General features: G+C 41.8%; 11 protein-coding genes and 1 other RNA gene. 9 read left to right on the top strand and 3 right to left on the bottom strand.

The window, feature by feature from the left end; genetic code table 11:
* Positions 1-47: 47 nt before the first annotated feature.
* Positions 48-1109, top strand: coding sequence for a DUF952 domain-containing protein (locus H6G28_RS37610; RefSeq protein WP_190670129.1), 1062 nt, complete (start codon positions 48-50; stop codon positions 1107-1109).
* A gap of 296 nt (positions 1110-1405) precedes the next feature.
* Positions 1406-2959: an NAD(P)H-quinone oxidoreductase subunit N gene (locus tag H6G28_RS07955; RefSeq protein WP_190670127.1), complete on the top strand. Its 1554-nt coding sequence runs from the start codon at positions 1406-1408 to the stop codon at positions 2957-2959.
* A gap of 383 nt (positions 2960-3342) precedes the next feature.
* On the opposite strand, the gene H6G28_RS07950 is transcribed toward H6G28_RS07955, so the two are convergent.
* Positions 3343-6405 (bottom strand): CHAT domain-containing tetratricopeptide repeat protein, encoded by a 3063-nt coding sequence (locus H6G28_RS07950; RefSeq protein ID WP_313949896.1) that lies wholly within the window; start codon positions 6403-6405, stop codon positions 3343-3345.
* 904 nt (positions 6406-7309) lie between these two features.
* Between H6G28_RS07950 and H6G28_RS07945 the strand changes: the two genes are divergently transcribed.
* The gene (locus H6G28_RS07945; protein WP_190670408.1) at positions 7310-7540 is read left to right on the top strand and encodes a hypothetical protein; all 231 of its coding nucleotides are present in this window, start codon (positions 7310-7312) and stop codon (positions 7538-7540) included.
* Between the two features lie 258 nt (positions 7541-7798).
* Here the strand turns inward: H6G28_RS07945 and trxA are convergent, their stop codons facing one another.
* A complete protein-coding gene (gene trxA / locus H6G28_RS07940) occupies positions 7799-8116 on the bottom strand; it encodes a thioredoxin (RefSeq protein ID WP_190591619.1) in 318 nt (105 codons plus the stop codon).
* A gap of 359 nt (positions 8117-8475) precedes the next feature.
* On the opposite strand from trxA, the gene fabG reads away from it, so the two are divergent.
* Entirely contained in the window at positions 8476-9240 is a 765-nt protein-coding gene (gene fabG / locus H6G28_RS07935; RefSeq protein ID WP_190670125.1) for a 3-oxoacyl-[acyl-carrier-protein] reductase, read from the top strand.
* Here fabG and H6G28_RS07930 read toward each other — a convergent pair whose 3' ends face one another.
* On the bottom strand, positions 9241-10323 hold the full coding sequence (locus H6G28_RS07930; protein WP_190591621.1) for an MraY family glycosyltransferase: 1083 nt from the start codon (positions 10321-10323) through the stop codon (positions 9241-9243).
* Between the two features lie 236 nt (positions 10324-10559).
* Between H6G28_RS07930 and groL the strand changes: the two genes are divergently transcribed.
* The 5 genes from groL (at position 10560) to rnc (ending at position 15569) form a co-directional block, all read left to right on the top strand.
* Complete coding sequence (gene groL / locus H6G28_RS07925; protein WP_190591622.1) at positions 10560-12224, top strand: chaperonin GroEL; 1665 nt, start codon at positions 10560-10562, stop codon at positions 12222-12224.
* Between the two features lie 160 nt (positions 12225-12384).
* A complete protein-coding gene (corA, locus tag H6G28_RS07920; RefSeq protein WP_190591623.1) occupies positions 12385-13533 on the top strand; it encodes a magnesium/cobalt transporter CorA in 1149 nt (382 codons plus the stop codon).
* Positions 13534-13569: 36 nt separating this feature from the next.
* Positions 13570-14283: a hypothetical protein gene (locus H6G28_RS07915; protein ID WP_190591624.1), complete on the top strand. Its 714-nt coding sequence runs from the start codon at positions 13570-13572 to the stop codon at positions 14281-14283.
* 48 nt (positions 14284-14331) lie between these two features.
* Positions 14332-14777: RNase P RNA component class A (gene rnpB, locus H6G28_RS07910), an RNA gene on the top strand.
* A 72-nt stretch (positions 14778-14849) separates the two neighbouring features.
* Positions 14850-15569, top strand: coding sequence for a ribonuclease III (gene rnc / locus H6G28_RS07905; protein ID WP_190591625.1), 720 nt, complete (start codon positions 14850-14852; stop codon positions 15567-15569).
* Positions 15570-16013: the final 444 nt, after the last annotated feature.

Here is a 16013-nt window from a genome sequence, read left to right as displayed (position 1 = left end):
GGTTCGTTAAAAAGAATATTTTTTCACAACTCAGATAGGATTGCTATATGAACTTAGTAATTTTTGATATTGATGGTACACTCACCAATACAAACCAGATTGATGAAACCTGCTTTGTAAATACTTTTACTTCAGAATTTGGGTTTGTTAATATTAATTCAAACTGGTCGGAATACAAAAATATTACAGACTCTGGCATTACTCAGCAAATTTTTCAGGAAAAATTACAACGTCCACCTTCAGAATTAGAAATCAAAAGATTCAAACTTGCTTTTGTTGCCAAACTCCAGCAGGAGATTAGCACACAGAGACATCTATTTAGTAGTATCCCTGGTGCAGAAAAGGTATTGGCTGAATTACAAACCTCTGTTACATGGCGTGTAGCGATCGCAACTGGCGGATGGTATGATTCTGCTATATTAAAACTGCAAGCAGCCGACTTAGCAATACACAATATTCCCTTAGCTTCATCTGATGATGGCATTTCTAGAGAAGATATTATTAATGCGGCTATTCTCAAAGCTAAAAATAACTACAAAGTTGAAGATTTCACCAAAATAGTCTTTGTAGGTGATGGTATTTGGGATATTAAAGCTGCACGTAATTTAAATATTAGTTTTATTGGGATAGCCAATCACCAAGCACCTGAAAAATTATTAGATGCTGGAGCTAAATCAGTACTGCAAAATTTCGATAACTGTGATTTTACCAAACTACTCGATACAGCAGAAGTCCCAAAATCCAACATTCCCTTCCTTCTGCATATTACACAGCGCCTACAATGGGAACAAGCGAAAGATCATGATATTTATATAGCAGAATCTCTCGCTAAAGAAGGTTTTATTCACTGCTCAAAAGTAACACAGATTATCCCAGTCGCTAACAGATTTTTTTATAACCAACAAGAATTAGTTATACTATTAATTGAGAGTCAAAAAGTAAAAGCAGAAATTCGCTATGAGGCGGCTGAAACCGGAGAAATATTTCCGCATATTTATGGAAGTTTAAATATAGATGCGGTAACTCAAGTTATAAATTTTGCATCAGGAGTTGATGGTTACTTCGATTTACCCCAACAACTGCAAGATTTAATTTCAGAAATCGTATAATTAGCCAACAAGTATATTTAGCAATACCGATTGTTTATTTAGTTACCATTGCTAACAGATAGCTAGAGCAGTATCTGTGTTGACAAGACGCACAATCTGAATTTCAACTATAATTTAATCTAATCATAATGATAGAGTCTTGGGTGGGAGTTAGCTGATCCGCTTCTTTTAAGCTAATTGTACGCAAGAGTCAGTCTATGCTTAAGACAGAAAGATAAATGCAACTTTGGTAATGAACAATAGATAAAATGAACAAAGTTAGCCTTAATGTCTAATCGCCAAAACCTATATATCTCATGGATTTTGCTAATCTTGCATCCCAGTTGAATGCTGGAACAATTCTGCCAGAGGGAATTGTGATTGTTACCCTCTTAGGGGTTTTGATTGTTGATTTGATTTTGGGGCGTACATCCTCACGCTGGATTGGATATCTAGCGATCGCGGGTTTACTAGCCGCAATTGTCGCCCTATATTTTCAATGGGATAATGCCAATCCCATCTCCTTTACTGGCGGCTTCACTGGTGATGACCTCAGTATTGTGTTTCGCGGTATTATCGCTTTGTCTGCCGTTGTGACGATATTGATGTCAATTCGCTACATTGAGCAGAGTGGTACCGCTTTAGCAGAATTCATCGCAATTTTGCTAACTGCTACTCTAGGAGGAATGTTCTTATCTGGTGCTAGTGAGTTAGTGATGATTTTCATCTCACTAGAATCTTTAAGTATTTCCTCTTACCTATTGACAGGGTATACCAAGCGTGATCCCCGTTCTAACGAAGCGGCGCTGAAATACCTGTTGATTGGTGCTGCTAGTACAGCAGTATTTTTATACGGCGTTTCCTTGCTGTACGGTTTATCGGGTGGTCAAACAGAATTAAGTGCGATCGCAGATGGTATCATCACAGCCAACGTCACCCAATCTCTCGGTTTGGTGATTTCACTCGTTTTCATCATTGCAGGTATTGGCTTCAAAATTTCGGCTGCACCCTTCCACCAGTGGACACCAGACGTTTACGAAGGCGCACCCACCCCGGTAATTGCCTTTTTATCCGTTGGTTCCAAAGCAGCCGGTTTTGCTTTAGCCATTCGCCTACTAACTACAGTCTTCCCAATGGTGGCTGACGAGTGGCGATTTGTGTTTACCGCCCTCGCTATTCTCAGCATGATTTTGGGTAACGTAGTGGCTCTGGCACAAACTAGCATGAAACGGATGCTGGCTTACTCATCCATCGCTCAAGCTGGATTTGTGATGATTGGCTTAATTGCTGGTACAGAAGCTGGATACGCCAGTATGGTCTTTTACCTACTGGTTTATTTGTTCATGAACCTGTGCGGCTTTACCTGCGTTATTCTCTTCTCCCTCCGAACAGGAACCGACCAAATCGCCGAATACTCAGGCTTGTATCAAAAAGACCCACTGTTGACATTGGGTTTGAGTATTTCCTTACTGTCTCTCGGCGGTATTCCACCACTGGCTGGATTTTTTGGCAAAATCTACTTGTTCTGGGCTGGTTGGCAAGCTGGTCTTTATGGATTAGTATTGCTAGGTTTGGTAACTAGTGTGGTTTCCATCTATTACTACATTCGCGTAGTCAAAATGATGGTAGTTAAAGAACCCCAAGAAATGTCCGACGTAGTGAGAGACTACCCTGAAGTGCGTTGGAATTTACCAGGATACAGACCTTTACAAGTAGGGCTGGTGGTCAGCTTAATTGCAACTACTATATCCGGGATTTTGTCAAACCCACTGTTCACATTGGCAAACAATTCCATTGCTCACACCCAAATCTTACAAGCAACAATTACTAAAGTAAGTACAGTTCCTCTAGAAGAACCAGAAAAGCTGTAACTTACTTTTACTTTCTGTATATGGCTAATAGCTGATCATTGATCATGAACAGCTATTAGCTATTTTTGTTTGATCAAAATATCTCTAGAGCATCGATTCAGTAATCAAAAACCTAATCCCCCAGCAGAGTTCCCTACCAGAGAGGCTACCGTGTACACACAAGTCGGAAATTTGCTGTATGAAACCGCATCCCGCCTTGAACTAAAGTTCCAGGCTCATAGCCAAAGTCCACTCAAGTGGACTGGAATGAATTTCCTTTTGAGTCCTCTTTAGAGGACTTGCGCTATGAGACTCGGAATTTATTCCGAGGCGGGACAGATGCACTCAACCCAAATTTTTGTGTACACCGTAGCACGGGGTTTCAAGAATAGTTGCACATTGCGTTAATTATTCAACGGGTTCCAATTACCGGAAGGAACAAACGCCGCCCAAAATTGCGGTTCGCTATAATCTTGACTATTGAGCAAATCTAACTGTGCAGAACGTAAAGCTTCATGTCTTCCTTTACCTGCTTTCAAATTATTATAATACTTCACCATCAATTCTTTTGTCGCTGTATCATCAACTTGCCACAGACTTAAAACCTGACTTTGTGAACCAGCAATTACCAAAGCCCGACGCAAACCATAAACACCATCGCCAACTTTAATATCACCCTTACCAGTATCACAGGCGGAGAGTACAACTAATTGATTAGAACGTAAATCTAAACCAGCAACTTCCAACGCCGTTAACACACCATCATCATTATTATTTGTCGCTTGTTTGCGTTTATTAAACCCAGCCAACGCCAACCCAGAACGCAACAAGGGATTTTCAACTTGAATAATCTCTTTTGGACGTGGTGTTAATTCTAAATCGGGTGAGGCGTTGAGATTTTGTGCCACATCAGCGATGAAAAAACCGTGAGTAGCTAGATGTAAAATACTCGGACTTTGTAATTGTTTAATTGCCGTTTCTGTTGCGTCTTTGCCTAACAGTAATTTCGCATTGGGTAAAACCTTTTTAATAGCAACCGCTTCATCTTTAGTAGCAGCTAATGGGTCAAATATCAAATTAGCTAAATCACCAGAGCGACGATTTTGCGAACCGCGCGAACCAGATACTTTTGCAGAAGCGACAGTGGATGTTTGGTTGTTGTAGTCAACATCTGCCAACACCACAGGCGAGGAAGCATTGTTAACATCTGAGTTTAAACGTAATAAATCTCGCCCACTGGTAAGGTAAGAAAAAGCGTAACGCTGAATGAGAAATTTATCTTGCTCATCTTTTAGAGCTTCAAAAGGAATTAATGTTAATTGCCCATCGGGTGAGATTAAAATATGACGCGCATCACCCAATAAAGGACGAATGGGTGCAATTAATTTTTCGTCTAAAGTGCGTCCGAGTTTCTTGAATCTAATTCCTTTGACTAACGCTACACGAAAATCAATGGCTAATTTATCAATTTCTGCCGCTTCACCCAAATCAATCCACTTTGGTTCGCCAGAAGAACGTAACACCGCCGCAGCATAACGCGGTTTACTCCATTTTTGAGCATTCGTCTTGGACTTAGCATTGAATGGTTCATATTGAACAATTTCTACCAAGGCTGCATCTTTAGGTATTTTGGCTTGAATGGCGGCTAATTGGACTGATTGAGTTTGCTGACGAAATTCGGCGCTTTGAATACTGATGGCTGCTTCTATTTGTTCTTTTTCGGCTTCGAGTTGTTCTAGTTGAGTTTTCAAATTCGCAGTTTGTTTTTCTGGCTGAGAATAGATTAATGTTGAAAGTTGCTGTTGCACTTGCAGCCATTGAGCAAATAATTTTTGCGTTTCAGGATTTTTGTCAAGTTGAGCGCGTAAGATTTGGATACTGTCAGCCACCGCATCTAACACTAAACCTTTGCGACGGAGTACAGTGGTTAGGGCGAGAGATGCGGCGACTGGATTATTGCGAGCTTCTTGTAGGGATAGGGAAACAATACCATTGGTTGTCCCTGAAAAAGTTCTAATGTAATCTTGTTTGCTTTTTTCTGAACCAGTAGCAAAAATTAGATTGAGATTTTGTGCTTGAACTTCTAACCCACGGCGTAAGAAATCGGTAGCACGAGTGATATCACCCTTTGCTTGATAAAGTGCTGCTAAATTACTCAAGCTTTGGGCGACATAAGGATGTTCTTTACCCAGCAACTTCTCGAATATAGCCAGAGCGCGGATAAACAATAGTTCTGCCTGTTGATATTTCCCCTGTGCGCGATACAGTTCAGCCAAATTATTCAAGCTTTGGGCGATATTAGGGTGTTCTTTCCCTAGCACCTTCTCTCGGATAAGCAGAGCGCGGAAATACAATGGTTCTGCCTGTTGATATTTCCCCTGTGCGCGATACAGTTCAGCCAAATTATTCAAGCTTTGGGCGACATCAGGGTGTTCTTTCCCCAGCACCTTCTCGAATATAGCCAGGGAGCGTAAATACAAGGGTTCTGCTTGTTGATATTTTCCCTGTGCATAGTACAGTGCAGCCAAATTATTTAAGCTATTGGCAACATCGGGATGTTCTTTCCCCAGCCATTTCTCTCGAATAGTCAGGGAGCGTTGATACAAGGGTTCTGCTTGTTGATATTTTCCCTGTGCTTTATATACTAGAGCCAAATTATTCAAGCTAGTAGCAACAAGAGGATGTTCTTTCCCCAGCAATTTCTCAAAGATAGCCAGGGAGCGTTGATACAAGGGTTCTGCTTGTTGATATTTTCCCTGTTTTTTATACAGCAGAGCCAAATTATTTAAGCTACTGGCGACATCGGGATGTTCTTTCCCCAGCACTTTCTCAAAGATAGCTAGGGAGCGTTGATACAATGGTTCTGCCTGTTGATATTTTCCCTGTGCTTGATACAGTCCAGCCAAATTATTTAAGCCATTGGCGATATCGGGATGTTCCTTGCCCAGTACTTTCTCAAAGATAGCCAGGGAGCGTTGATACAATGGTTCTGCCTGTTGATATTTTCCCTGTGCTTGATACAGTCCAGCCAAATTATTCAAGCTTTCGGCAACATCGGGATGTTCTTTCCCCAGCACTTTCTCAAAGATAGCTAGGGAGCGTTGATACAATGGTTCTGCCTGTTGATATTTTCCCTGTGCTTGATACAGTGTAGCCAAATTATTCAAGCTAGTGGCAACAAAGGGATGTTCCTTGCCCAGTACCTTCTCTCTTATAACCAATACGCGTTCTGCTAAGGGGATGGCTGTACTGTATTTACCTTCGTGGTATAAATTTGCTACCTGTTTACTTAGTTCTTGAGCTTCTTGTAAAGCTACTTGTTCTTCGGTTGAATATGTGGGGGTTTGTTGTTGCGCTCTCCCCTCAACTGGCATACTTAAAACTAACCCTGTTGTTATTGCACCCACCACCATCCAAGGTGCAAGACAGATACCCGCCGTATTAATCGCACTGAATAACTTTTTCACAGTCAACTCACAAGCTTGTATAGGTCAGTTATCAGTTATCAGTTAACAGTTATCAGGGTTTTCGTTGGGGATTTGACTCTTGTTGACTACCACTTTTTAGAAGTGAGGGACTTCAAAATATATTGCTGATTACTGTTCACTGTTCACTGATGACTGTTAAGTAAATCATGCCGAACTCAGCCATTTTCGCAAAGCTGTTGTGAAAAAACTCAAAAACACCCGTCTTCTTCTTTGCGTCTTTGCGCCTTTGCGTGAGAAAATCTAACACCCCGCAACACCCAACGCAGAAAATTTCCTGATATTTCAAGCTCAAATGTTCAATATAGTCAGCGTCACTCACTACCAAACATCTCGATGCGTTACGGCTGTCGCCTAACACACCCTACCGGACTGTATTTTACTTTCTTTTGAAGGCGATCGCACCAAGCATGAGCATCTGAGCTTCACGCTTCACCCTCAGAACAGCAACGTTCAAGTAAAAAGCCTGAAACTCCGCCTTCATAACTCGAACTTTCACCCTCCGAACTCGAACATTCGAGCAAAAAGGCTCAACATTCACCCTTTGAACTCGAACATTCAAGCAAAAAGGCTGAAATTTTACGTTTATAACTCGAAGCCAGCAGCAGCAAAAGCTTTGTGTTTGATGCCGTACTCTTGCCGCCAACACATCCTACATCTATTTCAATAATTAAATACAAGTTACAGATTATACTAAATCAAAAATTAAGAAAATTTCTTTAATTGTCCATTTTAACGGGAAAAATTTGTTGTAAATATTTTGAAATTAGTACTTTACACGTATAATTTTATACTTTACTATAGTAAATATGAGAAAGGCGATCGCCCCTCCGGCAAGAGCTTGCGATCGCCTTTCTTTCAACCCCTAACGGAGTCGTTTATTATCATGGCACAAGAAAGAGAAAACCCCGACAATCAAGAGTCTGTCCCCCAGGCTGTTCCTAAAAGAGAACGCATTAAACATTTGTTGATTGGTTCTCCCAAAGCTGTCACCAGCACGATACATTACTTGCAGGCTGTTGGTTATGCAAATGTCGGTGATTGGAGTCCGTTACTACCCGCAGAAAACCCTGATGAAGTGATGAGTATTTTAATCCGTCAGATTTTCACTGCATAACTTAAAACTACAACCCCGATTGTTCTAAACAGTCGGGGTTGTGTTTTGCTGACAATTGTTGCTAACGCTATGAAAATCGTCAGTCGCGCATGGAAGAAAATATCTTCTTCTATAGCTGTTCTTACTTGCTTGTAATACAGTTGGAACCCCACCCCGCATTTGCTGACGCAAACGCTCCCCTCCCCGCTTGCGGGGAGGGGTTGGGGGTGGGGTTGAAATGTACCTCATCCAACCGAGAACCGCTATATATCTAAATTACTAAATTAAATTTTGGAGATGTTTAACCAACTGGGGTGCTTGCAATACTCCTTCAATTTTATCCACAGGCTGGCCTTGCTTAAATAACATGAGTGTTGGCAAGGCTTCAATACGATATTGACTAGCCAATTCGGTGTATTTTTCTGTGTCAATTTTAACAACACGTATACGGCCATTTAATTGAGCATTAACTTGTTCTAAAATTGGCCCCATCATTTTGCAAGGGCCACACCATTCAGCGTAAAAATCTACTAATACAGGTACATCAGAACCAGAAAGCATTTCTTCAAAACTGTTGAAATGTTTTTTAGTGGCCATACGATACACACCGAATTTTTATGGATTGCTTTTAATCTTAATGCGTGCTTTCAGGAATGGCTGTAACCTTATTTTATTTTTATAGTCAAGGGTCAATAGTCATTTGTCATTTGTCTAGTGCATCGATTCAGTAATCACAAACCTAACCCCCAACCCCTTCCCTACAAGGGAAGGGGAGCAAGAATCAAAGCCTCTCTCCGTTTCGAGGAGAGGTTTGGAGAGGGGTTGCAAAAATAAGTCGGACATCGCGTGAAGTAAATTCCCCAATCAAACCGGATTCATGTATAAAGTGTGAAATTTTATTGCCCTTTCACCATAAGATAATTAGCGCGGTAGTTCAAAAGCTTAAGGAATAATTCATGGAAGTTTTGCCAGAAAATTTGCAAAGTCTCAAAGGAAAAGTAGCCATTATCACTGGTGGTTCGCGGGGAATTGGAAAAGCGATCGCACTCGAATTGGCGAAATATGGCGCTAGTGTGGTGGTGAATTATGCTAGTTCTAGTACAGCAGCAGATAACGTAGTAGCAGAAATTACTTCTGTGGGTGGACAGGCTTTAGCATTGCAAGCCGATGTTTCCCAAGCAGAACAAGTCGAAGCACTCATCAACGCCACGACAGAAAAATTTGGTCGAGTTGATATTTTAGTTAACAATGCCGGAATTACCCGCGACACATTACTTTTGCGGATGAAGCCAGAAGAATGGCAAGCCGTAATTGACCTCAACTTAACTGGCGTTTTCTTATGTACCCGCGCCGTTAGCAAACTCATGCTGAAACAGCGTTCTGGGCGAATTATTAATATTACCTCCGTGGCGGGACAAATGGGCAACCCAGGCCAAGCCAACTACAGCGCCGCCAAAGCCGGAGTCATTGGTTTTACAAAAACCGTTGCTAAAGAACTAGCAACCCGTGGGATCACCGTGAACGCCGTCGCCCCTGGTTTTATCACCACCGATATGACCAGCAATCTCAGCAACACCGAAGAAATTTTGAAATTTATCCCCCTTGGTCGCTATGGACAACCAGAGGAAGTGGCCGGGATGGTGCGCTTTCTGGCTGCTGATCCCGCAGCAAATTACATCACAGGCCAAGTCTTTAACGTAGATGGTGGCATGGTGATGTAATTACGCATTATTTAAGATTCTTTGCCAAACGGTGAAGCTCAACAAAATAATAATGCCAGTGCAGGTGGCGACTATCACAGGTAAAGGCATCCCACGAATCGTCATCGCCAGTAAGTTACCCATTAAGGTCATTGTCCAAAGGGTGTAAGCGGCGTGACTTTGGGAGAATCCCCAAGCTAATAAACGGTGGTGTAAGTGATCCTTACCTGGAGTACTGAGGGGGTTTTTTCCTGCTAATAGTCGCCGTAAAAACACTTGGGTAGTGTCTAACACTGGTAATAGCAAAAATAAAACCGTCGGTACTAAGGAAAAGACTGTAGTTATCTGCAAATCACCCAAAATACTGGTAGCAGCTAAAACATAACCAAAAAAGTATGCTCCAGCGTCACCCATAATTATGCGTGAGGGGTGGAAATTGTGGCGCAAGAAACCCAACGCCCCGCCTCCCAAAGCTGCCAAAACCAAAGTCGCCGCCGCTTTATTGGGAAATTGGGCGGAAACTGCTAACAAACTCATCGCCGTAATAAAACTGATCCCCCCCGCCAAACCATCCATACCATCCATCAAATTGATCGCGTTGGTAATTCCAACCACCCACAACACGGTAATAAATATTGATAAAAATGAGTCTATGGGTGTGCCGAAGGCAACTTTGATGCTGATGCCATTAGCAACCAGCAACAAGGCTGTGATGATCTGTGTCCACAAGCGCACAGAAGGGGGTAAACCGAACTGATCGTCAATGAAGCCAACTAATACTAGGATTGAGCCTCCTAGTAGCACAGTTAAAACCTGTGCCAAAACACTTTGTAATTCAATTGGTCGTAACAGACTAGCAAGAACTAACGCGGCAATTACTCCTGCATAGATAGCCAACCCGCCAGCATTCGGTAAAGGTTCCCGATTTAGCCGTCGCGCATTTGGTTGATCAGCCCAACCAACTCGCAGGGCAAATTTGCGTACTGTCGGTATTAAGCGCCATGTCACTAGCCAAGCGAAGAGAAACGTGAAAACTACTGCCAACCAGCCGATGCCGCTTGGGTCGGCAATACCCAGAGACTTAAGGGAGTTGTCTAGATTCATCTCCCAATTCAACCATTACTGCCTGTATCCTACATGAGCATCAAATGTATATTAATCAATTTTTTAAGAAAAGGTACTGGTATTTACTCAAGTCTCAAGATCCCAGGGCGGAACTTCACACTTCATACCAGTACCAATCCTGATAAATTCCATTTATAATCTGACCAGTTTTGGTTATTAGCACTCTGAGTCTGTGAGTGCTAAATTGTCTAAAGGAAGCGCAAGAGAAGTGAAACATGGCTAAAATTATTTCCTTTGATGAAGAATCACGGCGGGCGCTGGAACGGGGTGTCAATGCCCTGGCCGATGCAGTGAAAATTACATTAGGCCCCAAAGGTCGTAACGTCCTGTTAGAAAAGAAATTCGGCACACCCCAGATTGTTAACGATGGGATCACCGTTGCCAAAGAAATTGAATTAGAAGACCCCTTAGAAAATACTGGTGCCAGACTCATCCAAGAAGTAGCATCAAGAACCAAGGATACTGCTGGGGATGGCACTACTACCGCCACCGTTTTAGCACAAGCTTTAATTAAAGAAGGTTTGAAAAATGTTGCGGCTGGTACTAATCCCATCAGCTTAAAGCGGGGCATTGACAAAACTATCGAGGCATTGGTAGAAGAAATTGCCAGAATCGCCAAGCCAGTGGAAGGTTCTGCGATCGCTCAAGTAGCCACAGTCTCCGCAGGTAACGATGAAGAAGTCGGCGCGATGCTGGCAGAAGCAATGGAGAAAGTCACCAAAGATGGTGTTATTACCGTTGAAGAATCCAAATCCCTGACCACTGAATTAGAAGTAGTCGAAGGGATGCAAATCGACAGAGGTTATATTTCTCCTTACTTCATCACCAACAACGAACGGCAGATTGTTGAGTTTGAAAATGCTCGCATTCTGATTACTGACAAAAAAATCAACAGTATTCAAGAATTAGTCCCTGTACTAGAAAAAGTTGCCCGTTTGGGTCAAGCACTGTTGATTATTGCCGAAGATGTCGAAGGCGATGCTTTGGCAACTTTAGTAGTCAACAAAGCGCGGGGTGTGCTGAATGTAGCTGCCATCAAAGCCCCTGGCTTTGGCGAGCGCCGCAAAGCTATGCTACAAGACATCGCCATCCTCACCGATGGTCAGTTAATTTCTGAGGAAATTGGTCTTAGCTTAGATACTGCTTCTTTGGAAAACTTGGGAACTGCCCGCAAAATCACAATTGATAAAGAAAACACCACAATTGTTGCAGGTAGCACCACCAAGCCAGAAATTCAAAAACGGATTGGTCAAATTCGCAAGCAGTTAGAAGAAACTGATTCCGAATACGACAAAGAAAAACTCCAAGAACGCATTGCCAAATTAGCCGGTGGTGTCGCTGTGATTAAAGTCGGTGCAGCCACAGAAACCGAACTCAAAGACCGCAAACTCCGCATTGAAGACGCACTCAACGCCACCAAAGCCGCCGTTGAAGAAGGAATTGTGCCTGGTGGCGGTACAACCTTAATTCACTTGTCTACCAAAATTGACGAGATTAAGAACAGCCTCAATGATGAAGAAAAAATTGGCGCAGACATTATCAAACGCGCTTTAGAAGCACCTCTACGTCAAATTGCTGACAATGCTGGTGCAGAAGGTTCTGTCATCGTTTCCAAAGTCAAAGAAACCGAATTCAACGTTGGTTACAACGCTGCTACCGGAGAATTTGAAGACTTGATTGCTGCGGGAATCATTGACCCAGCGAAAGTTGTGCGTTCTGCCTTGCAAAATGCTGCTTCGATTGCGGGGATGGTTTTGACTACCGAAGCGATCGTCGTCGAAAAACCAGAGAAAAAACCTGCTGTCCCTGACATGGGCGGTATGGGTGGCATGGGCGGCATGGGTGGTATGGGTGGTATGGGCGGTATGGGAATGATGTAATCCTACCTGCCCAGATTTCCCTGATAAATATCTTTATTTTTGTCAACAGTTTGTCTTGCCAAGACAAGCTGTTTTTTTATACACTGGCTCATTCGTCATAGCATTTTGGATTTTAGATTACAATCCTCACCAATGACCAATGACAATTGACAGTTAACACATGATTAGCAAAGTTCGTCGTCTGAGCAAAAAAGTTCGTAAGCCCAATTTCCAGGATTTTTATCATCAACCAGGAAATATACCAGGAACTCTGATTATTGATGAAAATGCAGAAGCGCCAATCATTGTTTTGTTTGATTACAACCAAACAAATTTTATCCGTAAACAAATTGCTACTCCTGAAGAATGTTTGAGTTACTTAGATACGGAATCAGTTTCTTGGGTAGATGTTCAAGGTGTAGGTAGTCAAGATATATTACAACGTTTGGGTAAAGTCTTTGAGTTACATCCTCTGGTTTTAGAAGATGTGGTCAATATGGGAGAACGCCCTAAAATCGAAGATTATGAAGACCAATTACTGATAATTTCTCGGATGGTCGTGCCGAAAGAAAATACCTGTGGGTTTTATAGCGAACAGGTAAGTTTTGTGTTAGGTAAATATTACTTGCTGACTGTGCAGGAAGAACCAGAACATGATTGTTTTGATAGTGTCAGAATGCGAATTGATAAAGGCAAAGGTATTATTCGTAAACAAGGTGCTGATTATTTAGCTTATGCTTTGTTAGATGCTATTATTGATGGTTTTTTTCCAGTATTAGAACTTTACGGTGAACGCATCGAAGAATTAGAAGAAGAAGTCATCCTGAAACCTACTCCACAAACACTCCAGCAAATTTATCAAATTAGGCGAGAGCTTTTACAATTGCGTCGGTCTATCTGGCCGCAACGAGATGCTATTAATACTTTGATTCGAGATAGTAGCGATTTAATTAGTGAAGATGTCAGAATTTATCTGCGAGATTGCTATGACCACACAGTACAAGTTATGGATATGGTAGAAACCTATCGAGAATTAGCATCAGGATTAATGGATGTATATTTATCAGCAGTCAGTAATAAGATGAATGAAATTATGAAGCTACTGACGGTAGTTTCGGCGATTTTTATTCCTTTAACTTTTGTTGCAGGTATTTATGGGATGAACTTCAATACAGATAAATCACCATACAATATGCCTGAACTAAATTGGTATTGGGGTTATCCGGCTTGCTTGGCTTTAATGGTAGCGATCGCAGTTAGTTTACTGATACTATTTTGGCGCAGAGGATGGCTCGCTAATTTTTCCAGTATTAAACATCACGAAAAGTAAAATAACTCAAATTCATCCAGGGAGATAAAAATCCAAATGATCAGAGGTAGCGGCGATCAAAATTTAGTTGTATTGACACTTTATATTATTGGTGTGTCTTACACCTTCAATCGGATGATTGAATCTATTGATGATAAAGTCAAGTATACGTATAAAGCTGATGCAGTCAACGAACAACTCACAGCCCAAGAACTCAAAGACCAAATTGGAATTTCTTTTAAACTCAATCCTGCTTATGGATTAGATGATGTCAAAGAATTGCAACTTACCATTGAAAATAAGTCAGATAATCTGGCAGTGTATGTTGACTGGGAAAACAGCACCTTAGTAGTTGAACACACCAAACAATCGCGCCGCGTAATTCGGATTTCATCATCTGTAACCCGTGACTTAGCAATCCCACAAACCCCCAGCTTAATTACTCCGAAAAAAACCCTCTCAGAAAAAATTACAGCCGAAGATGTTCTAGAGTTGGATACTACAGCCGGAACTTACTCTGCCAAAAAACCACTAGTTAGTATTAGTGGCTTAAAAAATGGTGGCCCGCCTCAGAAGAAACTATATAACGACTTTATGAATCGAGGTAAAGAGCTAGAATTTTCTTTACAGCTAGTGTTAAGAATATCTGATGTTCGCGTAGGAATAGCACCAGGTATCAATATTCCGCCAATGTATTTGATCAATTGTCCGTTCACGATCAAAAAATTACCTTGGACTTACGCTCTACCTTGGAATAAGAAGAAGAAATAATCCAAATCGAACACATTATGCCATCCAGGATTACACTGTAAGTAGGGGGAGAGTAGGCGCTGGCAGTTGCAGAACTATACATAATCATAGTTTTGAGGAAAGTCCGGGCTCCCGAAAGACCAAACTTGCTGGATAACGTCCAGTGCGAGCGATCGTGAGGATAGTGCCACAGAAAGATACCGCCATAATTAGGGAATAGGGAATAGGGAGTAGGGAATAGGGAAAAACCCCCACTCACCACTCACCACTCACTACTCCCCACTTTTGGTAAGGGTGCAAAGGTGCGGTAAGAGCGCACCAGCAACATCGAGAGGTGTTGGCTCGGTAAACCCCGGTTGGGAGCAAGGCCAGAGGAACTACGGTTGGTCTTTTACCAGTTCCGCGTATAAGAGCCGCTAGAGGCGTTTGGTAACAAACGTCCCAGATAGATAACTGCCATCTTGTAAAATTTTTTACATAGATAACAGAACCCGGCTTACTACCAACTCTCTCCTCTTTGAGTCCATAGTCAAAAGTAAAAACGAAAGACTATTGACTATTGACTATTGACCACTGACTATTGACTAATGACAATTGTTTATCCCCGCCGTCAAAGACAACTTGAAAGCTTAGTAAGAAAGTTAGGTTTGCCATTGGAAGCACCCATTAAATGGCAACTGTTGGATTTGGCTTTAACTCATCCAACGGTATCTGATTCAGCGAATTATGAACAACTAGAATTTGTTGGTGACGCAGTGGTGCGACTAGCGGCGGCTGTGATTTTGTGGGAAAAATATCCAGATTGCCAAGTTGGAGATTTTGCGGCGATTCGTTCGGTGTTAGTGAGCGATCGCATTCTCGCCCAATTAGCCAGAGAATATGGTTTAGAACTATATTTATTAGTTGCTGGCAGTGCCACCAGTGATAAAGTTGGTCAAGAATCCCGGCTGGCGGATGCTTTTGAAGCTGTGTTAGGGGCGCTTTACCTCAGCACCAATAATTTAGACCTCATCCGTTCATGGTTAGATCCTCATTTTGAACAACTAGCAACAGAAATTCGGCTTGATCCGGCTCGACTCAACTATAAAGCGGCTTTGCAAGAATGGACTCAAGCCCAATTTAAAGTTTTACCAGAATATCGCGTCGAGGAAATTAATCAACCTAACCGCAATCAAGAGCGATTTGCTGCTGAAGTTTGGCTACATGGCAAAAAACTCGGTGAAGGTAGAGGACGTTCCATCAAAGCTGCTGAACAAGCCGCAGCTAAAGTTGCTTTTTTAGCAGTGAATAATCCAGAAAATACTTGAGCAGAATTACTTTTTTGCAGAGTAAAGAAGATGATTTGGATCTAACCAAACAACATAGAAAACCTCGTCAATAAAAAAACCATGTACCCTACCATGTTCATTTGATGATAGAGAAAATTGATAAGGTGTATCAACTAGTTGTTCTTCGTTAGGTAAACCAAATCTACTTTCGCTAGTATCTTCCCATTTGATCGGATGACATCTCAGGCTACTGCTACGATTCACTAATAATTCTTGAGCAGAAAGACTAGATAAAGCTTTTAACCTTTCAAGCAGAGTCAGCCAGTAGCCTAGTTCTTTGTAGTTACAAGAAAACTTGTTGTGACTGTCCCATTGGTGACAAGTTAAAGCTGTAAGTCTTTTGTCAAGAGGCTTTGAGAGAATTGTTGAAAAAAAACTGGTCAGACCCTCGTTGAAGATCAGGAAAAGGAGCGACAATTAACT

Source organism: Nostoc sp. FACHB-190 (genome assembly GCF_014696905.1).
Lineage (GTDB): Bacteria > Cyanobacteriota > Cyanobacteriia > Cyanobacteriales > Nostocaceae > Nostoc_B.
This window is presented reverse-complemented; position numbering and strand designations above follow the sequence as displayed.